The 21,875-nt window shown below is 65.3% G+C and carries 17 protein-coding genes; 13 read left to right on the top strand and 4 right to left on the bottom strand.

Annotated elements, in window-relative coordinates; all coding sequences use genetic code 11:
- Positions 1 to 23: 23 nt before the first annotated feature.
- Positions 24 to 1,298 carry a serine hydrolase domain-containing protein gene (locus QM712_RS06710; protein ID WP_415022282.1) on the bottom strand — a complete coding sequence of 425 codons (1,275 nt, stop codon included), beginning with the start codon at positions 1,296 to 1,298 and terminating at the stop codon, positions 24 to 26.
- Positions 1,299 to 1,461: 163 nt separating this feature from the next.
- On the opposite strand from QM712_RS06710, the gene QM712_RS06705 reads away from it, so the two are divergent.
- From QM712_RS06705 to QM712_RS06650, 12 genes are all read left to right on the top strand, one after another.
- On the top strand, positions 1,462 to 2,379 hold the full coding sequence (locus QM712_RS06705) for an intradiol ring-cleavage dioxygenase (RefSeq protein WP_415022281.1): 918 nt from the start codon (positions 1,462 to 1,464) through the stop codon (positions 2,377 to 2,379).
- A gap of 345 nt (positions 2,380 to 2,724) precedes the next feature.
- Entirely contained in the window at positions 2,725 to 4,041 is a 1,317-nt protein-coding gene (locus QM712_RS06700; RefSeq protein ID WP_415022280.1) for a CmpA/NrtA family ABC transporter substrate-binding protein, read from the top strand.
- A 58-nt stretch (positions 4,042 to 4,099) separates the two neighbouring features.
- Entirely contained in the window at positions 4,100 to 4,996 is an 897-nt protein-coding gene (gene ntrB / locus QM712_RS06695) for a nitrate ABC transporter permease (protein WP_415022279.1), read from the top strand.
- 13 nt (positions 4,997 to 5,009) lie between these two features.
- Positions 5,010 to 5,804 carry an ABC transporter ATP-binding protein gene (locus QM712_RS06690; RefSeq protein WP_415022278.1) on the top strand — a complete coding sequence of 265 codons (795 nt, stop codon included), beginning with the start codon at positions 5,010 to 5,012 and terminating at the stop codon, positions 5,802 to 5,804.
- A gap of 325 nt (positions 5,805 to 6,129) precedes the next feature.
- Positions 6,130 to 7,509 carry an MFS transporter gene (locus tag QM712_RS06685; RefSeq protein ID WP_415022277.1) on the top strand — a complete coding sequence of 460 codons (1,380 nt, stop codon included), beginning with the start codon at positions 6,130 to 6,132 and terminating at the stop codon, positions 7,507 to 7,509.
- A 121-nt stretch (positions 7,510 to 7,630) separates the two neighbouring features.
- Complete coding sequence (locus tag QM712_RS06680) at positions 7,631 to 8,059, top strand: globin family protein (RefSeq protein WP_415022276.1); 429 nt, start codon at positions 7,631 to 7,633, stop codon at positions 8,057 to 8,059.
- Positions 8,060 to 8,069: 10 nt separating this feature from the next.
- The gene (locus QM712_RS06675) at positions 8,070 to 9,287 is read left to right on the top strand and encodes an NAD(P)/FAD-dependent oxidoreductase (RefSeq protein WP_415022275.1); all 1,218 of its coding nucleotides are present in this window, start codon (positions 8,070 to 8,072) and stop codon (positions 9,285 to 9,287) included.
- 15 nt (positions 9,288 to 9,302) lie between these two features.
- On the top strand, positions 9,303 to 12,008 hold the full coding sequence (locus tag QM712_RS06670) for a molybdopterin-dependent oxidoreductase (protein ID WP_415022274.1): 2,706 nt from the start codon (positions 9,303 to 9,305) through the stop codon (positions 12,006 to 12,008).
- Between the two features lie 249 nt (positions 12,009 to 12,257).
- Positions 12,258 to 13,160: an SMP-30/gluconolactonase/LRE family protein gene (locus QM712_RS06665; protein ID WP_415022319.1), complete on the top strand. Its 903-nt coding sequence runs from the start codon at positions 12,258 to 12,260 to the stop codon at positions 13,158 to 13,160.
- Positions 13,161 to 13,213: 53 nt separating this feature from the next.
- Positions 13,214 to 14,053 carry an aldo/keto reductase gene (locus QM712_RS06660; RefSeq protein ID WP_415022273.1) on the top strand — a complete coding sequence of 280 codons (840 nt, stop codon included), beginning with the start codon at positions 13,214 to 13,216 and terminating at the stop codon, positions 14,051 to 14,053.
- Positions 14,054 to 14,242: 189 nt separating this feature from the next.
- Positions 14,243 to 15,184, top strand: coding sequence for a DMT family transporter (locus tag QM712_RS06655; RefSeq protein ID WP_415022318.1), 942 nt, complete (start codon positions 14,243 to 14,245; stop codon positions 15,182 to 15,184).
- Between the two features lie 60 nt (positions 15,185 to 15,244).
- Positions 15,245 to 16,324 (top strand): zinc-binding dehydrogenase, encoded by a 1,080-nt coding sequence (locus QM712_RS06650; RefSeq protein WP_415022272.1) that lies wholly within the window; start codon positions 15,245 to 15,247, stop codon positions 16,322 to 16,324.
- On the opposite strand, the gene QM712_RS06645 is transcribed toward QM712_RS06650, so the two are convergent.
- From QM712_RS06645 to QM712_RS06635, 3 genes are all read right to left on the bottom strand, one after another.
- Positions 16,302 to 17,729 carry a TAXI family TRAP transporter solute-binding subunit gene (locus QM712_RS06645; protein WP_415022271.1) on the bottom strand — a complete coding sequence of 476 codons (1,428 nt, stop codon included), beginning with the start codon at positions 17,727 to 17,729 and terminating at the stop codon, positions 16,302 to 16,304. The genes QM712_RS06650 and QM712_RS06645 overlap by 23 nt on opposite strands.
- A gap of 51 nt (positions 17,730 to 17,780) precedes the next feature.
- On the bottom strand, positions 17,781 to 18,701 hold the full coding sequence (gene ppk2, locus QM712_RS06640) for a polyphosphate kinase 2 (protein ID WP_415022270.1): 921 nt from the start codon (positions 18,699 to 18,701) through the stop codon (positions 17,781 to 17,783).
- Positions 18,702 to 18,838: 137 nt separating this feature from the next.
- Positions 18,839 to 19,300, bottom strand: coding sequence for an Lrp/AsnC family transcriptional regulator (locus QM712_RS06635; protein ID WP_415022269.1), 462 nt, complete (start codon positions 19,298 to 19,300; stop codon positions 18,839 to 18,841).
- A gap of 134 nt (positions 19,301 to 19,434) precedes the next feature.
- On the opposite strand from QM712_RS06635, the gene QM712_RS06630 reads away from it, so the two are divergent.
- A complete protein-coding gene (locus QM712_RS06630; RefSeq protein WP_415022268.1) occupies positions 19,435 to 21,798 on the top strand; it encodes a transketolase in 2,364 nt (787 codons plus the stop codon).
- The last annotated feature ends 77 nt before the right edge of the window (positions 21,799 to 21,875 follow it).

Genomic DNA, 21,875 nt, shown 5'->3' with positions numbered 1-21,875 from the left:
GCAAGGTGCGGTGCAAAAAGGGTTTACAGATTGCTCTCGGTGATCGCGGCGTACACCATGCTGCGCAGCTCGCGGCGGATCGGATAGGCGCTCGAGGGCAATACCTGTGTCATGAAGATGGTGATCAGTTCCTCGGCCGGGTCGATCCAGAACGAGGTCGTCGCCGCGCCGCCCCAATTGTACTCGCCGGGGCTGCCGGCGATGAGTGTTTCGGCTGGACGCATGGTCACCGCAAAGCCGAGGCCGAAGCCGATGCCGTTGTAGGCGGCCTCGGAGAACAGCGAGCGCGACACCTCCGGCAGGGCCTGTCCGCCCGGAATGTGATTGCTGGTCATCAGCGCCAGCGTCTTCGGTCCGATCAGCCTGACGCCGCCGAGTTCGCCGCCATTGAGCAGGGCGCGGCAGAAGGTGAGATAGTCCGCGACCGTCGAGCACAGGCCGCCGCCGCCGGAGATGAAGGAGGGCGGCGACAGGAACGAGCTCGTCGTCGGGTCGTCCTGCAGCGTCAGCCCCTGCCGGCGCTGGCCGGCATGGAAGGTCATGCCGCCGCCGGGGTCGGCGGAGTAGCAGGCGGCGAAACGGTGTGCCTTGGCCGCCGGCACGTGGAAATCGGTGTCCTGCATGCCGAGAGGATCGAGAATCCGCTGCTTCAGGAACTGCTCGAAGGGCATGCCCGAGATCTTGCCGACGAGATAGCCCAGCACGTCGGTCGCGACCGAGTAGTTCCAGGCCTCGCCCGGCGAGAATTCGAGCGGGATCTTGGCGAGGGCTTCGATCATGGTCTGCAGCGTGCCGGCCTTCTCGACCTCGCCGATCTTGTCGGCACGGTAGGCGGCATCGACGTTGGAGCGCTGCTGGAAGCCGTAGGTCAGCCCGGACGTGTGGCGCAGGAGGTCGACGATCAGCATCGGCCGCGACGGCGGCCGGGTCAGGAAGGCCGGCGAGGTGCCGGCGACGAAGACCCCGAGGTCCTTCCATTCCGGAATGTATTTGGCCACGGGCTCGTCGATCGCGACGCGGCCTTCCTCGACCAGCATCATGAAGGCGACGCTGGTGAGCGGCTTGGTCATGGAATAGATGCGGTAGATGGTGTCGTCCTTGACCGGCGCTTTGCGCTCGACGTCGGCAAAGCCCTGAACCGAGCTGTAGGCCACCTTGCCGCGGCGATAGACCAGCAGATGCGTGCCCGGGAAGCGGCCGGAATCGATGTAACGGCTCTTCAAATGCGCATCGACACGGTCGAGCGCGGCCTTGGACATGCCGACGGATTCGGGCGAGGCGGGGGTGGGGGCGAGCATCAGTTCCTCCGGGCGGTTTTGTCGGCCAGTTGATAGCCGAAATGGCGGCCACATTCCAAGCCGGATGCGCTTAACGTGGCCGGGCCGGCTGGTGTAGGCTCCAGTCTGGAAGGCCTCCAGGGATGCCCGTCAGGGCGAACGAGAAATCGCAGGCAAGCGCATCATGACCCAGTTCAACGAGACCGAACTCACCGAAGCCGTCGTCAGGAGCTTCGACAACACGCCGAACCCGCGCGCGAAATTCCTGCTGCAGGAATTGGTGAAATCGCTGCACGATTACGTGAGCAAGACGGGTCTCACCTTCGAGGAATGGGAATACGCCATCGACTTCCTGACCCGCACCGGCCAGAAATGCACCGACACGCGCCAGGAGTTCATTCTGTTGTCCGACGTTCTCGGCGTTTCGATGCTGGTCGACGCGGTCAATCACCGTGACCGGGACGGTGCAACCGAGACCACGGTGCTCGGCCCGTTCTATGTCGGCGAGCACAAGGTGACGGCGCACGGCACCGACATCTCGCCGAGCAACCTGACCGGCGAGAAGATGTTCGTGCAGAGCCGCGTCACCGATCTCGACGGCAAGCCGCTCGCGAATGTCCCCGTCGACGTCTGGCATGCCGACGATGACGGTCTCTACGATTCACAGAAGCCGAACTATGATGCGGTCGGTGCCTCGGCGCGGGCGCGCTTCATCACGGATGACGATGGCCGCCTCTTCTTCCGCACCATCCTGCCCTGCAGCTACCCGATCCCGACCGATGGTCCCGTCGGCGAGATGATCGTGCAGACCCGGCGTCACCCGATGCGCCCGGCGCATGTGCACTTCCTGGTCAATGCCAGAGGCTACGAGCCGCTGATCACCCATGTCTTCCTGGACGGCGACAAATATCTCGATTCCGACGTGGTGTTCGGGGTCAAGGACGATCTCGTCGCCCAGGTCGAACCGCGCAACGATCCGGAGATGCCCGATGGCACCAAGGCGAGCGGGCCATGGCATCTGATGACCTACGAATTCCACCTCAAGCCGGGCGGCGGCATGGCGCCGAAACCGCTGGGGACGAGGGCGGCGGAGCCGGCCTAGCGCGGCCTCAGGGACGCCTGCCCAGTTAATGTGCGGCGCACAATATTTAAGCTGATCGCAAATTCGACGTGCGCGCCGGACGCTGCGGCAATCCGGCGCATGCAATATAAGTCGCTGATTCCAAAACATTTTCTTCGTCCACGGGCTTGGCACGAAGCTTGAATTGTTCAAGCCGACGCCACTGACGCCGTCCCGCGAGACTTCTCATCCGATTTTGCTGACGCCACCAGACGGGGGACCTCCCCGTCGCGCGTTCGCATGCGCCATTTGGGCGTGACGGACGGACGGGCTGCTCGTGCGCACTGACGCAATCATGACGCAACGACGCAAAGGACGACACCATCCATGACCAAGCGCATCCGCCGGCCCTCGGACATTGGCCTCAGCCGCCGTCAATTGCTGAAGGCGACCGGCAGCACCGCAGCACTTCTCGCCGCCGCCAAGCTGAACTTCCCCGCCGGCGCGTTCGCGCAGGAGGCGGGGCCCGAGGTCAAGGGCGCCAAGCTCGGCTTCATTGCCTTGACCGACGCAACTCCGCTCTTCGTCGCCAAGGAGAAAGGCATCTTCGCCAAATACGGCATGCCCGATGTCGAGGTGCAGAAGCAGGCCTCGTGGGGCACCACGCGCGACAATCTCGTGCTGGGATCGGAGGGCAACGGCATCGACGGTGCGCACATCCTGACGCCGATGCCTTACCTGATCTCCGCCGGAAAGGTGACGCAGAACAACCAGCCGACGCCGATGTACATTCTCGCGCGTTTGAACCTCAACGGCCAGTGCATCTCGGTCGCGAAGGAATATGCCGACCTCAAGGTCGGCATCGATACCGCGCCCTTCAAGTCCGCGCTGGAGAAGAAGAAGGCCGGCGGCAAGGCGGTGAAGGCCGCGATGACCTTCCCCGGCGGCACGCATGATCTCTGGATCCGCTATTGGCTTGCCGCGGGCGGCATCGATCCCGACAAGGACATCGAAACGATCGTCGTGCCGCCGCCGCAGATGGTCGCCAACATGAAGGTTGGCACCATGGACTGCTTCTGTGTCTGCGAGCCCTGGAACCTCCAGCTCATCCACCAGGAGATCGGCTACACCGCGATCACCACGGGTGAACTCTGGGACAAGCATCCCGAAAAATCACTCGGCATGCGCGCCGCCTGGGTCGACAAATACCCGAAGGCCGCGAAGGCATTGCTGATGGCCGTCATGGAAGCCCAGCAGTGGGCCGAGAAGGTCGAGAACCGCGAAGAGGCCGCCGTCATCTGTGCCAAGCGCCAGTGGATCAATTGCCCCGTCGAAGACATCACCGATCGCATGAAGGGCAAGTTCGACTACGGCACCGGCCGCGTGGTCGAGAATTCGCCGCAGCAGATGCGGTTCTGGAAGGATCAGGCTTCCTATCCGTTCCAGAGCCACGATCTCTGGTTCCTCACCGAGGACATCCGCTGGGGCAAGTACGAGCCGGGCTTCGACACCAAGGCGCTGATCGCCAAGGTCAACCGCGAGGATCTCTGGAAGGACGCCGCCAAGACGCTCGGCGTGTCCGCCTCCGATATCCCGACCTCGACCTCGCGCGGCAAGGAGACCTTCTTCGACGGCAAGGTGTTCGATCCCGAAAACCCGGCGGCCTATCTGAAGTCGCTTGCGATCAAGCGCGTGGAAGCCTGACGGGGTGTGCGGCCGCCGTCAGGCGGCCGCATCGTTTTCGAGCCGGAGAAAGATTGCGATGAACATGCCTGCCACGAAGATTGAGGTTGAGGCGACGACGCATGGGAGTGCCGCTGCGCCGGTCGTCGCGTTGACGCCGCGGCGCCCGCCGCGCAGCGAGGCCTATCTGCGGATGGCGAGGGAGACCGCCGTGCGCGTCATCCCCCCGCTGGTCGTCGTCGCCTTGCTGATGCTGGTGTGGGAGCTCGTCTGCCGCCGCGCCGGCTCGGCGCTGCCGCCGCCGTCCAAGGTTTTCAAGGACACCAAGGAGCTGATCTTCGATCCGTTCTTCGACCATGGCGGCATCGACAAGGGCCTGTTCTGGCACCTCTCCGCCAGTCTGCAGCGCGTCGCACTCGGCTACTCGCTCTCCGCGGTCGCTGGAATCGCGCTCGGCGTTCTGGTCGGGCAATCGGTGTGGGCGATGCGCGGCCTCGATCCGCTGTTCCAGGTCCTGCGCACCATTCCGCCGCTCGCCTGGCTGCCGCTGTCGCTCGCGGCGTTCCGCGACGGCCAGCCGTCGGCGATCTTCGTCATCTTCATCACGTCGATCTGGCCGATCATCATCAACACCGCCGTCGGCGTCCGCAACATTCCGCAGGACTACCGCAACGTTGCCGCCGTGGTGCAGCTCAATCCGCTCGAGTTCTTCGCCAAGATCATGATCCCGGCGGCCGCGCCCTACATCTTCACGGGCCTGCGCATCGGCATCGGCCTGTCGTGGCTGGCCATCATCGCCGCGGAAATGCTGATCGGCGGCGTCGGCATCGGCTTCTTCATCTGGGACGCCTGGAACTCCTCGCATATCAGCGAGATCATCCTGGCCTTGTTCTATGTCGGCATCGTCGGCTTCGTGCTCGACCGCCTGATTGCGGGCCTCGGCAAGATCGTCACCCGCGGCACCGCGCAGAATTGAGAGGACGCAGCAGATGAGCGCCTATCTGAAGCTCGACCATATCGACAAGATCTTCACACGCGGCAATGCCACCACGGAAGTGCTGAAGGACATCAACCTCACGATCGCGAAAGGCGAATACGTCTCGATCATCGGCCATTCCGGCTGTGGCAAGTCGACCCTGCTCAACATCATTGCCGGCCTGACCGACTCCACCACCGGCGGTGTCCTGCTGGAAAATCGCGAGGTCAACTCGCCCGGGCCGGATCGCGCGGTGGTGTTCCAGAACCACAGCCTGTTGCCGTGGCTCACCGTGTTCGAGAACGTCAAGCTCGGCGTCGACAAGGTCTTCGCTCGGACCAAGAGCCGCGCCGAACGCGACGCCTGGGTGATGCACAATCTCAACCTCGTGCAGATGGCCCATGCCAAGGACAAGCGTCCCTCGGAAATCTCCGGCGGCATGAAGCAGCGCGTCGGGATCGCGCGGGCGCTGGCGATGGAACCGAAGGTGCTGCTGCTCGACGAGCCGTTCGGCGCGCTCGACGCGTTGACCCGCGCGCATCTCCAGGACTCGGTGATGGCTCTGCATCAGAAGCTCGGCAACACCATCCTGATGATCACCCACGATGTCGACGAGGCCGTGCTGCTGTCCGACCGCATCGTGATGATGACGAACGGTCCGAGCGCGCGCATCGGCGAGGTGCTGGAAGTGCCGCTCGCGCGCCCGCGTAAGCGGCTCGAGCTCGCGACCAACACGGCCTATCTGAAGTGCCGGCAGCGCGTGCTCGAATTCCTCTACGAGCGTCACCGCTTCGTCGAGGCTGCGTAAGCGCGTTGAAACGCCACGCTCAATCAGGAGTCACTTCGCTCAATCCTTGTGCGTCGCACATGGATTGAGCGAATCGCAAATTTTGCGTGCGAAATCGGCCTGCAAAAATTTCGGGCAATACGAACAAGCCTCTGAATTCCCTGAATTTCCCGATCGCCTGCGGTTGGCACGGAAATTGAAGCACTTTCTCCGACGCCAACGACGACGTCCCTCAACATCATCAATCAGCATCGTGAACTCGCCATCGGGGCCTCGCCTCGAAGCGCGCCTCCGTGTGGAGGCAGAGCCTGCAACGGCGCAGCGGTGAGACTGGAAGGGATTAGCAATGACGAAGAATCCGACATGGATTTCCGACTGGCGCCCCGAAGACGAGGCGTTCTGGAATGCCGGCGGCAAAGCCGTCGCGAGGCGCAACCTGATCTGGTCGATCGTGGCCGAGCATATCGGCTTCTCGGTGTGGCTGATCTGGAGCATCGTCGCCACCAAGCTGCCGCAGGCCGGCTTCCACTACACCACCGACCAGCTGTTCCAGCTCGTCGCCGTTCCCGGCCTGATCGGCGCCCTGATGCGCTTTCCGTACACATTCGCGGTCACGACCTTCGGCGGGCGCAACTGGACCATCTTCAGCGCGGCGGTGCTGTTCATTCCGACCTTGTCGCTGGCGTACTTCGTGGGTCAGCCGGACACGCCGTTCTGGCTGATGCTGCTGGTGGCCTCGACCGCCGGCCTCGGCGGCGGCAATTTCGCCTCCAGCATGACCAACATCTCGTTCTTCTTTCCGGACCGGATGAAGGGATGGGCGCTGGGACTGAATGCGGCCGGGGGCAATATCGGCGTCTCCAGCGTGCAGCTTCTGACCCCGATCCTGATGACGCTCGCCATCATCAACCTGTTCCAGGCGAGCCCCGTCGACGGCGTCTTCCTGCAGAACGCGGGCCTTATGTGGGTGCTGCCGATCGCGATCGCGGTGTTCGGCGCGGTGTTCTTCATGAACAATCTTGCCACGGCCAAATCGTCGATCGGGAACCAGCTCGCGGTGGTCAAGCGCAGGCACACCTGGATCATGGCGTATCTCTACATCGGCACGTTCGGCTCCTTCATTGGATACTCCGCGGCGTTTCCGCTGCTGATCAAGACGCAGTTTCCGTCGGTGACGATCTCGATCGCGTTCCTCGGACCTCTGCTCGGCTCGCTGGCGCGTCCCTTCGGTGGCTGGCTGGCGGACAAGGTCGGCGGCTCGATCATCACCTTCTGGAATTTCATCGCGATGGCTGCGGCCACGGTCGGGGTGCTCTACTTCGTCGGGCACAAGGATTTCACCGGCTTCCTCGCGATGTTCCTGGTCCTGTTCGTCACGACGGGCATCGGCAACGGCTCGACCTACCGCATGATCCCCTCGATCTTCCGCGAGGAGAACCTGTTCAAGGCGCGCGGCAAGGGCGATGCGGCACGTGCGGCCGCGATGAAGACGGCGAGCATCGAGAGCGGTGCGGCGGTGGGTTTCATCGGCGCGGTCGGGGCCGTCGGCGGCTATCTGATCCCGAGCGGTTTCGGCAAGTCGATCGCCATGACCGGCGGGCCGCAGCTCGCGCTCGCGATCTATCTCGTCTTCTACGCCTCCTGCCTCGGACTGACCTGGTGGTTCTACCTGCGTCGCAGCCCGCAGGGCGAGGGCGCGCCGAGCCTCGCCGAGGCGAGAGTCTGAAACTGGCACGAATGTCGCTTCTTCCCGCACGCGGGGAGAAGTCCCTCTGATGAAGTTTGACCCATGAACCTGGTTCGCAACGGCGCGAACGAAGGCAAACCGAAACAGGCAGGAGAACATCATGACATCGGACCAGATCGCCCTCGTCCAGCAGAGCTTTTCCAAGGTCGCGCCGATTTCCGAGGCGGCGGCCGTGCTGTTCTACGACCGCCTGTTCGAGGTGGCGCCGTCGGTGCGCGCGATGTTCCCCGAGGACATGACCGAGCAGCGCAAGAAGCTGATGGGCATGCTCGCCGCCGTCGTGAGCGGCCTGTCGAACCTTGAGTCCATTCTTCCCGCGGCTTCCGCGCTCGCCAAGCGGCATGTCGCCTACGGCGCCAAGGCCGAGCACTACCCCGTCGTGGGCGCGACGTTGCTCTGGACGCTGGAGAAGGGCCTCGGCGAAGCCTGGACACCCGAACTGGCAACCGCCTGGACCGACGCCTACGGCGTGCTGTCGGGCTTCATGATTTCCGAGGCCTACGGCGCGCCGTCGCAGGCCGCTGAATAGGAGGTGGCGCGTGAGCGAACCGCTGGTCATCGTCGGTAACGGCATGGCGGCTGCGCGGCTTGTCGATGAACTCGCCAAGACCGCACTCGGCCGCTACGCGGTTGCCGTTATCGGCGATGAGCCGCGGCTCGCCTACAATCGCGTGCTGCTGTCCTCCGTGCTGGCCGGCGAGACCGGCTCGCACGAGATCGAGCTGAAGCCGGCCGATTGGTGGCGCCATCGCGGCGTCACCGTCCGCTACGGCTACCGCGTCACCGAAATAGATGTCGGCCGCCGCGAGCTGAAGATCGCCGGCGAGGAGAGCATGGAGTTTTCCAAGCTCGTGCTCGCCACCGGCTCGACGCCGCTGCGGCTGAACGTGCCCGGCGCCGATCTTGCCGGCGTGCACACCTTTCGCGACACCCGCGACGTCGACCTGCTGCTGACGCTTGCGGCCGCGAAGAAGCGCGTCGTCGTGGTCGGCGGCGGTTTGCTGGGGCTCGAGGCCGCCTACGGCCTCGCCAAGGCCGGCGCGCCGGTGACGCTGCTGCATCTGATGGACCGCCTGATGGAGCGGCAGCTCGATCCGCCCGCGGCCGAGCTGCTCAAGATGCTCGTGGAGCGCAAGGGCATCCGCATCCTGCTGAACGCCTCGACGGCCCGCATTCACGGCGAGGACCGTGTCGAGGCCGTCGAACTCGCCGATGGTAGCCGCATCGAAGCCGATGCGGTGATCTTCGCCGCCGGCATCAGGCCCAACGTCACGCTCGCGAAGGAGGCGGGCATCGCGGTCAATCGCGGCATCGTCGTCAACGACGTGATGCAGACCGGCTCGGCCGACATCTTCGCGCTCGGAGAATGTGCCGAGCACCGCGGCCTCTGCTATGGCCTCGTCGAACCCGCCTACGAGCAGGCGCGCGTGCTGGCGCGGCATCTCGCCGGCCGCCCCGCGGCCTATGAGGGCAGCGTGGTCTCGACGAATCTCAAGGTGTCGGGTGTCGGCGTGTTCTCCGCCGGTGACTTCATGGGCGGGGAGGGCAGCGAGAGCCTCGTTCTCTCGGATCGCGGGCGCGGCACCTACAAGAAACTCGTCATCGCCGACGGCCGGCTCACGGGAGCGGTGCTGATCGGTGATACGCTCGATGGGCTCTGGTATCTCGAGCTGATCCGCAATCGCGAGAACGTTGCGGCGATCCGCACCGACATGATGTTCGGCCGCGCGCTCGCGCGTCCCGCCAGAGCGGCTTGAGAGAGGCGGGTTGATATGACGGCGATCGATCCGGCACTCCGCGCCACCCGAACGACCTGTCCGTATTGCGGCGTCGGCTGCGGCGTCTTGGCGACGCCCGACGGCAAGGGCGGCGCGGCGATCGCCGGCGATCCCGATCATCCCGCCAATTTCGGACGGCTGTGCTCCAAGGGCTCCGCGCTCGGGGAGACGGTCGGGCTCGAGAGCCGGCTGCTCTATCCCATGATCCGCTGCAAGGGCGTGCTCGAACGCGTCGCCTGGAGCGATGCGCTCGACCACGTCGCCCACCGCATGCAGCACATCATCGCGCGCGACGGGGCCGATGCGGTGGCGTTCTATCTCTCCGGCCAGCTCCTCACCGAGGACTATTACGTCGCCAACAAGCTGATGAAGGGCTTCGTCGGCACGGCCAATGTCGACACCAATTCGCGGCTCTGCATGGCCTCGTCTGTCGCCGGACATCGTCGCGCCTTCGGCGCCGACACCGTGCCCGGCTGCTACGAGGATCTCGACCAGGCCGACCTTCTGGTTTTCGTCGGTTCGAACGCGGCCTGGTGCCATCCCGTACTGTTCCAGCGCATGCTCAGGAACCGGCAGGAACGCGGCGCGCGCATGATCGTGATCGATCCGCGCCGCACCGACACCGCGAGCGATGTCGATCTGTTCCTGGGCCTGAAGCCCGGCACCGACACTGCGCTGTTCTCCGGCCTGTTCGTCCATCTCGTCGACAATGGCGCGCTCGACAAGGACTACGTCGCGATCAACACGTCGGGCTTCGACGATGCGCTGGCGCGTGCCCGCAACATTGCGGGCAGCATCGCCGCGACCGCGCTCGCCACCGGCCTGTCCGAGCAGGATGTCGCCGCCTTCTTCAAGATGTTCCGTGACACCACGCGCGTCGTCACGCTCTATTCGCAGGGCGTCAACCAGTCGGCGCAGGGCACCGACAAGGTCAATGCCATCATCAATTGCCACCTCGCCACCGGCCGCATCGGCAAGCCCGGGGCCTCGCCGTTCTCGCTGACCGGCCAGCCCAACGCGATGGGCGGCCGCGAGGTCGGTGGTCTCGCCAATCAACTCGCCGCGCACATGAACTTCACGCCACCGGACATCGACCGGGTGCGGCGGTTCTGGAAGGCGCCGCGCATCGCCACCCATGAGGGGCTGAAGGCGGTGCAGCTGTTCGAGGCGATCCACCGCGGCGAGGTCAAGGCGTTGTGGGTGATGGGCACCAACCCGGCGGTTTCGCTGCCCGATGCCGATTTCGTGCGCGAGGCGCTGAAGAAGCTCGAGCTGTTCGTCGTCTCCGAGAACGTGCTCTCCAACGACACGGTGGAGGCGGGGCCGCATGTGCTGCTGCCCGCGCTGGCCTGGGGCGAGAAGTCGGGCACCGTGACCAATTCCGAAAGGCGGATCTCGCGCCAGCGCGCGTTCCTGCCGGCGCCGGGCGAGGCCCGTCCGGACTGGTGGATTCTCAGCGAGACCGCCAGGCGTCTCGGCTTCGGCGATAGCTTCAACTACAAATCGGCGGCGGATATCTTCCGCGAGCACGCCGCGCTCTCGGCCTTCGAAAACAACGGCAGCCGCGATTTCGACATCGGCGCGCTCATGGCGCTGTCCGACGAAGGCTTCGACGCGCTGAAGCCCGTGCAGTGGCCGGCGCGCGAAGGGGCCGTGCCCGGCGAACGCTTCTTCGCCAAGGGCGGCTTCTTCACCAATGACGGCAGAGGCCGCTTCATTGCGCCGGAGGTGCCGGCGCTGCGCAGCGAGACCGGACCGTCGCGTCCGCTGCGGCTGAACACGGGCCGCATCCGTGACCAGTGGCACACCATGACGCGCACCGGGCTGAGCCAGCGTCTCGGCGCGCATCTGCCCGAGCCGTTCGTCGAAATCCATCCCGACGACGCCAACAGATACAGCGTCGACCATGGCGGCTTTGCGCGCGTCACGACCGACCACGGCCAGTGCATCCTCAAGGTCGTCGTCAGCGACCGCCAGCAGCGCGGCTCGCTGTTCGCGCCGATCCACTGGAGCGCGATGAACGCCTCGCACGGTCGCGTCGGCGCGCTGGCGGCATCGTTCACCGATCCGTTCTCCGGCCAGCCCGAGACGAAGGCGACTCCGGCGGCGATCGCTCCCTACGAATACGTCTTTCGCGGCTTCGCGCTCTCGCGCCGTCAGCTCGCGCTGCCGCCGAATCTGTGGTGGACGCGTGCGACGGTTGGAGGCGGATTCGGCTATCTCTTCGCCGACAATGCCGACCTCGCGCGCTGGCCGACCTGGCTCGACGGCGTCACGGGCGACGACGTTGCCGAATATCGCGATTTCGGCGGCGGGGTCTATCGCGCGGCCTCGTTCATCGACGACCGCATCGAAACCTGCCTGTTCGTCGGCCCCGCGCACGACGCCGGGGACTGGGATGTGGTGAAGAGCGTATTCGCCGCCGACCGCGTCACCGACGACCAGCGCCGCATGCTGCTGTCCGGCAAATCCGCCGAGGGCGCCGCCTCGACCGGGCCGATCGTCTGCGCCTGTTTCGGCGTCGGCCGCGGCACCATCTGCGACACCATCGCCGCGGGGGCGCGGACCGCCGCGGAAATCGGCGCAAAGCTCAAGGCCGGGACCAATTGCGGCTCCTGCATCCCCGAGCTGAAACGGCTGATCGCGCAGACCGAAACGGCGCCGGCGAAGCAGGTCACGCTCGTGGGCGCGGCGGGGTAGCCGCAGCTCTCTCCGTCGTCATTGCGAGCGCTGCGAGGCAACCGAAAATGCATCCGCGGCGGGCTGGATTGCTTCGCTGCGCTTGCAATGACGGTGTTGATGCAGCTGGGCGTGCCACCTTCCATGAGCGTCTGGGGCTGGGCGACCCTCGCATCGGCGCGGTGATGTCTCCCTGCACCAATCGACGGGCCGTCCATTGTGCCCTATGCTGCCGCGCATCCCGCCAATCCAACGAACATAACAACAATGATGTATCTGGAAACGCCGCCGCGCCTGATCGACACCAAGATTTTCTCCGCCATGCCCGACAAATTCCGCCACAGGGGTGAGCGGACCGATTGGGCGGACGCCAACCGCCCCGGTGTGCCGACCGACTCGTTCATCGAGGGACCATCGTTCGACAAGGATGGCCATCTCTACATCGTCGACATTCCCTTCGGCCGGATCTTCCGCATCGCGCCCGATGGCGAATGGTCGCTCGCGATCGAATATGATGGCTGGCCGAACGGGCTGAAGATCGCGTCCGATGGCCGCATCCTGGTGGCGGACTACATGCACGGCATCATGGAGCTGGACGCCGGGGCAGGTCGCATCACGCCGGTCCTGACCGCGCGCAATTCGGAATCCTTCCGCGGCTGCAACGATCTCCATCTCGCGTCCAACGGCGACATCTATTTCACCGATCAGGGACAGACCGGCCTGCACGATCCCAGCGGCCGCGTTTACCGGCTGACGACGGGCGGCCGGCTCGATTGCCTGATCGATACCGGCATCAGCCCCAACGGACTGGTGCTCGATCCCAGTGAAACCGTACTGTTCGTCGCCATGACGCGCGATAACGCGGTTTGGCGGCTGCCGTTCATGAGGGATGGCAGCGTGTCCAAGGTGGGGCGCTTCTGCTCGCTGTTCGGCACCAGCGGTCCCGACGGCATGACCATGGACGCGGCCGGCCGTCTCTACGTCGGCCACGCTTCGCTGGGCCACGTCTTCGTGTTCGCACCGAACGGCGAATTGATCGCGCGAATCAAATCGTGCGCGGGACCGAGCTGCACCAATGTCGCGATCGGTGGCGCGAACAAGGATCGTCTCTATATCACGGAGTCTGGAACCGGCAGCGTGCTGGTCGCCGATATCGGTGTGCTGAACGCTTGAACAGGGTTCTGTCCCCGCGAGATCGGGAATACAGAGCGGACAGTGGAGCGAACATGAAAACACATCCCTTCGGCAAGACGGGCGCAGAGGTCTCCGTCATCGGGCAGGGCACTTGGTACCTCGACCACGGCGACCGCAAGCGCGCGATCGCCGCGCTCCAGCGCGGACTCGATCTCGGCATGACGCATATCGACACCGCGGAGCTGTATGGCGATGCGGAACTCGTCATCGCGGACGCGATCTCGACCCGGCGCGATGAAGTGTTCCTGGTTTCAAAAGTGTTGCCGAGCAACGCCTCGCGCCGCGGCACGATCACGGCCTGCGAGCGCTCGCTGAAGCGGCTGAAGACCGATCGTCTCGACTGCTATCTGCTGCATTGGCGCGGTTCCTATCCGCTGGAGGACACCGTCGCCGCGTTCGAGGAACTGGTGAAGGCCGGCAAGATCAAATCCTGGGGCGTTTCCAATTTCGATGCCGACGATCTCGACGAGATTCTCGACATTGCCGGCGAGGGTAGGATCGCCTGCAATCAGGTGCTTTATCATTTGAAGGAACGCGCGATCGAGCACGCGGTGATCCCGTGGTGCGAGCGGCACGGCGTCGCCGTGGTCGCGTATTCGCCGTTCGGCCACGACGATTTTCCAACGACCAGGAGCAAGGGCGGCGCTGAGCTCGCGCGCATCGCGGAAGCGCGTCGCGCGACACCGCGTCAGGTCGCGTTGAGCTTCCTCACCCGGGCAACTACGGTGTGCGCGATCCCGAAGGCGTCGTCGGCGGAGCATGCGGGCGAAAATGCGGCTGCCGGTGATATCGTGCTGACGAGTGACGAGATTGCGGCACTGGATGCGGCGTTTCCGCGCGGCCCGAAGCCGCACAGCCTCCCCATGTTGTAGTGCACAATCACCCATGATTAATGGGACGTTGACGCGCGTGCCCGTCAGCGCATAACGGCATCCTGTTTTCGGAAGTTGTGAACGCTGCGCATTTGTCGTTTTTTACCGGCTGTACTCGATTCGAATTTTCCCCGGGTTTCAGCCGTGACACCGCCGCCCGCCGCAGCCGCAAGGCTCGACAGTATTCCCATGCCCGCGCCCGAGAAGAAGCCGGAGACACGCCGCGCACCCGCGCGCGTCGATCATCCCTTCAAGGGCATCGCGCTGGTGCTGTTGTCGACGGTCTTTCTCGGCTGCTCCGACGTCACCGCGAAATACCTGTCGTCGAGCCTGCCCTCGATCGAGATCACCTGGATCCGTTTCCTGACATTCGCGCTGATGTTCACGCCGGTGATGCTTCCGGGGTCGCCGTTCTACGCGATGCATACGACGCGGCTCGGTCTGCACGTGATGCGCGGCGTGGCGCTGCTCGGCTCTTCGCTGTTCTTCATCAGCGGCCTGCGTTTTCTTCCCATCGCGGAAGCGTCGGCCACCGGCTTCGTCGCACCGCTGTTCGTCACTGCGCTGTCGATCGTCTTCCTCAGCGAGAAGGTAGGCATGCGCCGCTGGGTCGCGACCGCCGTCGGCCTGGTCGGCGTGATGATCATCCTGCGCCCCGGCTCCAGCGCGTTCCATGTCGCGGCGTTCTTCCCGATCATCTCGGCGTTCTGCTGGGCCGCCGCGCTGATCCTGACGCGGATGATGAGCGGGCGGGAGGCCGTGGTGACCACGATGGCCTATTCCGCGCTGACGGGCGTCGTGATCCTCACGGCGATGGTGCCGTTCGTCTGGGTGACGCCGAGCTGGAGCGCGATCGGTCTCGGCATCGTCATCGGCGTTGCGTCCACCGTAGGGCAGTGGATCGTCGTGCTCGCCTATCGCTATGGCGATGCCTCGGTGCTGGCGCCGTTCTCCTACACGCAGCTGCTCTGGGTCAGCATCCTCGGGTTCTTCCTGTTCGGCGAGATGCCGGATGTCTGGACGGTCACCGGTGCGGCCTTCATCGTCGCCAGCGGCCTCTACATTGCCCATCGCGAGCGTATCCGCCGCGCCCAGCTCCTCGTGCTGGAAGAGCGTTCCCCGAACCCCTGACGCAAGTTCGCGCGTCCCGCTTCATGCTATCAACGGCTCCAACAACCAGGGAGGAGCCGGATGCGAGCCGCGATTTTCAGGAACGGCGAGATCGTCGTCGACCAGCTGCCGGAGCCAAAGCCCGGCAACGGCCAGGTGCTGGTCAGGACTCTCGCCTGCGGCATCTGCGGGTCCGATCTGCACGCGCGCCAGCACGCCCACCGCATGGTGGAGATGGCGAGGAAGGCCGGACGCAAGCCGATGGATCTGGCGCGCGACGTCGTGTTCGGCCACGAGTTCTGCTGCGAGATCGTCGACTTTGGTCCGGGCTCTCAACGCAAGCTCAAGCCTGGCACCCGTGTCTGCTCGCTGCCGGCCCTCGTCACGCCGCAGGGCATCGAGGGCATCGGCTATTCCAACGAAAATGTCGGCGGCTATGCCGAGGCGATGCTGCTCAGCGAGCCGCTGCTGCTCGAAGTGCCCAATGGTCTTGCGCCCGAACATGCCGCGCTGACCGAGCCGCTCGCGGTCGGCGTTCACGCCGTTGCCAAGGCCAATCTCCGGGGCGGCGAGGTGCCGCTCGTGATCGGTTGCGGCCCGGTCGGCCTCGCGGTGATCGCCGCCCTGAAGATCAGGGGCGTGCATCCGATCATCGCTGCCGATTATTCGCCGGCCCGGCGTGCGCTGGCGACGAAGCTCGGCGCCGACGTCGTGGTCGACCCCAGGGTATCGCAGCCCTATGCGACCTGGGCCGAGCACGCGCAGATGTCGGACGCCGAGAAGGCGGCGCGTCCGCCGTTCCAGGCGATGCTGCCGGCGCTGAAGCCGGCATTGATCTTCGAGTGCGTCGGCGTGCCGGGGCTGCTGCAGCAGGTGTTCGAAGGCGCGCCGCGGGATGCGCGGATCGTCGTGGTCGGCGTCTGCATGGAGACCGACAAGAGCGAGCCGATGCTGGGCATCATGAAGGAGCTCAACGTCCAGTACGTGCTCGGCTACACGCCGGATGAATTCGCGGCGTCGCTGCGCCTGATCGCCGAGGGCGAGGTGGATGCGGCCGCGATGGTCACCGCCGAAGTCGGCATCGACGGCGTCGCGAAGGCGTTTGCCGACCTCGCCAATCCCGAGGCCCACACCAAGATCATCGTGCGACCGTGGAGATAGGGACCGGCTGAAGGGCGCCGCTGCCCGGCTTCGCGGATGCGTCGGACGCGTCCGTTCGGGCGATCACGGCCCGGCGGTCGACGATCGCCTGGTGGAATTGCGCCAGGACGAGACCGAAGGCGGCGAGGTCGCCGTCCTCGATGGCGCCGTCCTCGTGACAGGCCAGCGTCTCGCGCAGGATCTCGTCGGCCGCGCTCTGCATGGCGGCGAGATCGTCGAGCGAGGCGGCCTCGCGCACGCTGGAAATCGCGGTAAGGAGGCGGTCGCGATGCAGCGCGTTGATGCTGCGCTCCTCGCGCCTCAGATAGTGCCGCAGCCACGCAGCCACGGAGCCGAGACCGGACAGCAGCAGCACCGCGCCCCAGATATAGTCGCTGTACTTGTCCATGAAGCTGCGTTCGTTGCCGTCGATATAGGCGGCGGCGCCGGGATGGGCCGGCAGTGCGGCGTCCTTGTCGGTGTCGGGCTTCTGGATGTGCGCGGCCGCGGGCAAGGTCCTCACCAGCGTTTGCCGGACCGCGAACAGCTCGCGTGTGAAGGTCGCGACTGTGTCCTCGGACAGCGTGGCGGGCGCCACGATCAAATGATTGATGCCGATGGTCTCGACCTTGTCGTCGGGCCGTTGCGGCGAGGCGGCGAATACGCCCGCCGGGATTTCCTCGGACTCATAGAGCGGGTGGCGCTCGGCGATCGCTTCGGAGACGTCGACCGCGAGAAATTTTGGCTCACCGCGCAGGCGCGTGGTGGCCGCGATCGCATCGGCGAGCACCTTGGCGTCGAGTGAGCCGACCATCATGAAGGCGTCGAGTGTCGGGTCCTGCGTCATCTCGGAGATGTGGTCGGGCCCGAACTGCACGACCGTCACCTTCTGCGGATTGACGCCGGATTCCGCCAGGATGACGCGAAGCAGGGTCAGGTTGGCGTCGCCGAGGCCGACCACACCGATGCGGTGTCCCGCAAGCGCCGCAATCTCCGTAACCTTCGATCTGGCCGCGCCCTTGCGTCCCGTCGGCGCCCACAGCACCACGAAATTCCTGCGCAGGATCGCCACCGAATTCGTGTTGGTGGGCATGTCGAAATCGCCACGCGCCACCGCGAGATCGGTCTTTCCCGCGCCGAGCAGGTTGAGGCTTTGCAGCGTGCCGTCCGTCGCGATCGGCGCAAGCCGCAGCGAGCCCGCCTTCGCATCGAGAGCATTCGCGATGGCGAGAACGAGTGCCTCGTCTTCGCTCCCGGACGGGCCGACGGCAATGCGCAGCGTCGTCGGCTGCCACACCCAGTAGGCGATCGCCAGGACGGCGGTCACGGCCGAAAGAAAGCTCGCGAGCGCGAGCCACGGGCCGAAGCGATAGCGGCGGCGGAGCGAGACGTCCCTCGTTACGCTCAGATCGCTCGGCACGGGCATCCTGCTTTCCTCATCCGAAAGCGGGCCCGCCGCCTCACGCGGCGGGCGCGGTCAGTATTTCGCGGGCACGTACATCTCCAGCGGAATTGGTCCGCGGTGATAGTCGGGGTTGCGGGCGCGCGGCGGCAGCACCACCGGCACGTGCGAGACCTCCTGGTAGGGAATCTGGTTCAGGAGGTGCGAGATGCAATTGAGCCGCGCGCGCTTCTTGTCCACGGCATCGACGATCCACCATGGCGAGTCCGGCAGGTGCGTATGCTCCAGCATCGTCTCCTTGGCCTTGGTGTAGAGCTCCCAGCGGCTGCGCGCCTCGACGTCCATCGGGCTCAACTTCCACTGCTTCAGCGGATCCTTGATGCGCATGGTGAAACGGAACTGCTGCTCGTCGTCGGTGATCGAGAACCAGTACTTGAGCAGGATGATGCCGGAGCGGATCAGCATCCGCTCGAATTCTGGCACCGATTTGAAGAACTCCTGATACTCGTCCTCGGAACAGAAACCCATCACCCGCTCGACGCCGGCGCGATTGTACCAGCTTCGGTCGAACAGCACCATCTCTCCGCCGGCCGGCAGATGCGCCACGTAGCGCTGGAAATACCATTGGGTGCGTTCGCGCTCGCTCGGCGCCGGAAGGGCGGCAACCCGGCAGATGCGGGGATTGAGGCGCTGGGTGATGCGCTTGATGACGCCGCCCTTGCCGGCGGAGTCGCGGCCCTCGAACAGCACGACGACCTTTTTTCGCTCGCTCTGCACCCAGTCCTGAAGCTTGACCAGTTCCCCCTGCAGACGCAGCAATTCCTTGAAATAGACCTTGCGATCGACCGTCGGGTGGGCCGCGTCGGTCTCGCCCAGCAGTTCGTCGAGGCGGGCGTCGTCCAGTTCGAGTTCCAGCTCCTCGTCGAGGCTGTCGGCCATCTCCCGGATGATGCGCTCGCGCTTGGCGGTTTCGGAGGTGTGGTCGGCTGCGGTCATGGGTCCTTCTCTCGGCTCAGGTGCCAGTTGCCAACGACCATCGACGGGGTTTGTTGCGTGCATGTGACAGCGACTGCCTGACGCCGGGGGCGTGCGCTTTCCGGGGCCAGGTGGTCCGAAAAGGCCCGGCAGTATCGTCACACCGGCAGCGCGATCGAATATTTCACCTGGCTCAGCGCGAAGCTCGACTCGATCGAGGCGATGCCGTCGAGCCGGGTCAGCTTGTTCTTGAGGAAAGCCTCGTAGGATGAGAGGTCGGCCGCGACCACCCGCAGGAGGTAGTCGCGGTTGCCGGTCATCAGGTAGCATTCCAGCACCTCGTCCCATTTCGAGATCGCCCGCGCGAAGCGGTTGAGGTCCTCCTCCTTCTGCCGCGCCAGCTTGATCGAGATGAACACGCTGACATGCAGTCCCAGCGCCTTCTGGTCGACGGTGGCGATGTAGCGGGTGATGACGCCGCGCGCCTCCAGCAGCTTGACCCGGCGATGGCAGGGCGAGACCGAGAGGCCGACCTTCTCGGCCAGCTCCTGCATCGTCAGCCGGCTGTCGGCCTGGAGCAAAGCGAGGATCTTGCGGTCGATGGCATCGAGTTCGGACATTGGGATGAAACCTGTATCTATGGCGGTCTGATTGGTAAATTATCCCAATATACCCGGTTATGGCGCGAAGAATTGAGAAGTTTGGCCCGGCCGGCAGGCCTATGATCGGGGGCCTCGATTCCGGGAGCATTGCCATGCCCGTTGATTCCGCTCGCCTCGAAACCCTGTCCGCGCTGGCCCGCAAGGTGCTGTGGCTGTCGTCGTGGACGATCCACCATGCCAACCACATCCGCCCCAATGCGGACGGCCTGAAGGTCGGCGGGCACCAGGCCTCGTCGGCCTCGCTCGCCACGATCATGTCGGCGCTGTACTTCTCGGTGCTGCGGCCGGAGGACCGGGTCGCGGTGAAGCCGCATGCCAGCCCCGTTTTCCACGCCATCCAATATCTGTTCGGGCGGCAGAGCCGTGAGAAGCTGGAGAATTTCCGCGGCTTCAAGGGCGCGCAGTCCTATCCGTCGCGCACCAAGGATGTCGACGACGTCGATTTCTCGACCGGCTCGGTCGGCCTCGGCGTCGCTCAGACGCTGTTCTCCTCGCTGGTGCAGGACTACGTCAAGGCGCATGGCTGGATGAAGGACCGCCGCGAGGGCCGGATGATCGCGCTGGTCGGCGACGCCGAGATGGACGAGGGCAACATCTTCGAGGCGCTGGCCGAGGGCTGGAAGCATGGCCTGCGCAACACCTGGTGGGTGGTCGACTACAACCGCCAGTCGCTCGATGCCGTCGTGCGCGAAGGGCTGTGGGAAAAGTTCGAGACCATGTTCCGCAATTTCGGCTGGGACGTGGTGATCGTGAAATACGGCCGCCTGATGCGCGAGGCCTTTGCCGAGCCCGGCGGCGAGGCGCTCAAAGGCTGGATCGACAATTGCCCGAACGCGCTCTATGCGGCGCTGTGCTTCCAGGGCGGCGCGGCCTTCCGCAAGCATCTGCACGACGAGATCGGCGATCAGGGGCCGATCACGAAGCTGATCGATCGCCGCAGCGACGAGGATTTGCTGGCGCTGATGTCGAACCTCGGTGGTCACGACATGGCGAGCATGCTCGAGGCCTTCGAGTCCATCGATCACGACCGGCCGGTCTGCTTCATCGCCTACACGGTCAAGGGAGTCGGCCTGCCGTTCCAGGGCCACAAGGACAATCATGCCGGCCTGATGACGGTCGCACAGCTGGAGAAGTGGCGCGCGAGCCAGAACATCCGCCCCGGCCACGAATGGGACAAGTTCGAGGGCCTCTCGTACGAGGTCGCCAAACTCGAAACATTCCTCGCGAAGGTGCCGTTCAACCAGGACGGCCGCCGGCTGACGGCGCCCGTCGTCGAGGTGCCGGCGCAGCTCACCTTCAAGCCGTCGCCGCAGATGTCGACGCAGCAAGGATTCGGGCTGGTGCTGAACGAGATCGCGCGCGGCGACAGCGAGCTTGCCAGGCGTATCGTGACGACGTCGCCCGACGTGACTGTCTCGACCAATCTCGGTCCCTGGGTGAACCGGCGCGGCCTGTTCGCGCGCGCCGAGAAGGCGGATTTATTCCGCAGCGAGAAAATCCCCTCGACCTTCAACTGGGATGCTTCGCCGAAGGGCCAGCACCTCGAGCTCGGCATCGCCGAGATGAACCTGTTCATCATGCTGTCCGCGCTCGGCCTGTCGCACCAGATCAACGGCGAACGGCTGCTGCCGGTCGGCACGCTCTACGATCCCTTCATCGAGCGCGGGCTCGATGCGCTGAACTATGCCTGCTACCAGGATGCGCGGTTCATGGTGGCGGCGACGCCGTCCGGCATCACGCTCGCGCCCGAAGGCGGCGCGCACCAGTCGATCGCGACGCCCTTGATCGGCATGGCGCAGGACGGGCTCGCCTCGTTCGAACCGGCTTTCGTGGACGAACTCGCCGCGATCATGGCGTTCGGATTCGACCACATGCAGCGCGATGCGGGCGAGGGCGGGTCGGTCTACCTGCGGCTCTCCACGCGCAGCATCGAGCAGGCGCAGCGGATCATGACGCCGGAGCTGGAGAAGGGCATCACGGACGGTGCCTATTGGCTGCGCAAGCCGGGGCCCAACGCCGAGGTCGTGATCGCCTACACCGGCGCGGTCGCCCCCGAAGCGATCGAGGCGACCGGCTTCATCGGCGAGAGCCGGCGCGACATCGGCCTGCTCGCGATCACGTCGGCCGACCGCCTTCACTCGGGATGGACGGCGGCGCGAAGATTGCGGCGCGACCGCCGTGGTGTGCAGCACCTCAGCCACATCGAAAAGTTGCTGGCGCCGCTGCCGCGCGATTGCGGGATCGTGACCGTGATCGACGGCCATCCCGCCGCGCTCGGCTGGCTCGGCAGCGTCCGCGGCCATCGCGTCGAGGCGCTCGGCGTCGAGCAGTTCGGCCAGACCGGGACGATCGCCGACCTCTACCGCCACTACGGCATCGACGCCAACGCGATCATCGATGCGGCCGAAAGCCTCACCACGGGCGCGCCGATCGTCCATCGCAAGATGGCGGTGTAGTCGAGGTAACCACTCTGTGATTTCGGGGCGCCCGTCGACGCGAGCCCGAAATCGATGAGCCTTTGGTACAGCCAGTG

Origin of the sequence: Bradyrhizobium sp. (assembly GCF_047605465.1) — a bacterium.
GTDB lineage: Bacteria > Pseudomonadota > Alphaproteobacteria > Rhizobiales > Xanthobacteraceae > Bradyrhizobium.
This window is presented reverse-complemented; position numbering and strand designations above follow the sequence as displayed.

Excerpts from the sequence above, each read along its gene's own strand:
- QM712_RS06665 (WP_415022319.1), top strand. The coding sequence starts at position 12,258 with ATGTATCTGGAAACGCCGCCGCGCCTGATCGACACCAAGATTTTCTCC.
- QM712_RS06650 (WP_415022272.1), top strand. The coding sequence starts at position 15,245 with ATGCGAGCCGCGATTTTCAGGAACGGCGAGATCGTCGTCGACCAGCTG.
- QM712_RS06685 (WP_415022277.1), top strand. The coding sequence starts at position 6,130 with ATGACGAAGAATCCGACATGGATTTCCGACTGGCGCCCCGAAGACGAG.
- QM712_RS06680 (WP_415022276.1), top strand. The coding sequence starts at position 7,631 with ATGACATCGGACCAGATCGCCCTCGTCCAGCAGAGCTTTTCCAAGGTC.
- QM712_RS06655 (WP_415022318.1), top strand. The coding sequence starts at position 14,243 with ATGCCCGCGCCCGAGAAGAAGCCGGAGACACGCCGCGCACCCGCGCGC.
- QM712_RS06705 (WP_415022281.1), top strand. The coding sequence starts at position 1,462 with ATGACCCAGTTCAACGAGACCGAACTCACCGAAGCCGTCGTCAGGAGC.
- ppk2 (WP_415022270.1), bottom strand. The coding sequence starts at position 18,701 with ATGACCGCAGCCGACCACACCTCCGAAACCGCCAAGCGCGAGCGCATC.
- QM712_RS06630 (WP_415022268.1), top strand. The coding sequence starts at position 19,435 with ATGCCCGTTGATTCCGCTCGCCTCGAAACCCTGTCCGCGCTGGCCCGC.
- QM712_RS06670 (WP_415022274.1), top strand. The coding sequence starts at position 9,303 with ATGACGGCGATCGATCCGGCACTCCGCGCCACCCGAACGACCTGTCCG.
- QM712_RS06710 (WP_415022282.1), bottom strand. The coding sequence starts at position 1,298 with ATGCTCGCCCCCACCCCCGCCTCGCCCGAATCCGTCGGCATGTCCAAG.
- QM712_RS06700 (WP_415022280.1), top strand. The coding sequence starts at position 2,725 with ATGACCAAGCGCATCCGCCGGCCCTCGGACATTGGCCTCAGCCGCCGT.
- QM712_RS06690 (WP_415022278.1), top strand. The coding sequence starts at position 5,010 with ATGAGCGCCTATCTGAAGCTCGACCATATCGACAAGATCTTCACACGC.
- QM712_RS06660 (WP_415022273.1), top strand. The coding sequence starts at position 13,214 with ATGAAAACACATCCCTTCGGCAAGACGGGCGCAGAGGTCTCCGTCATC.
- QM712_RS06645 (WP_415022271.1), bottom strand. The coding sequence starts at position 17,729 with ATGCCCGTGCCGAGCGATCTGAGCGTAACGAGGGACGTCTCGCTCCGC.
- ntrB (WP_415022279.1), top strand. The coding sequence starts at position 4,100 with ATGAACATGCCTGCCACGAAGATTGAGGTTGAGGCGACGACGCATGGG.
- QM712_RS06635 (WP_415022269.1), bottom strand. The coding sequence starts at position 19,300 with ATGTCCGAACTCGATGCCATCGACCGCAAGATCCTCGCTTTGCTCCAG.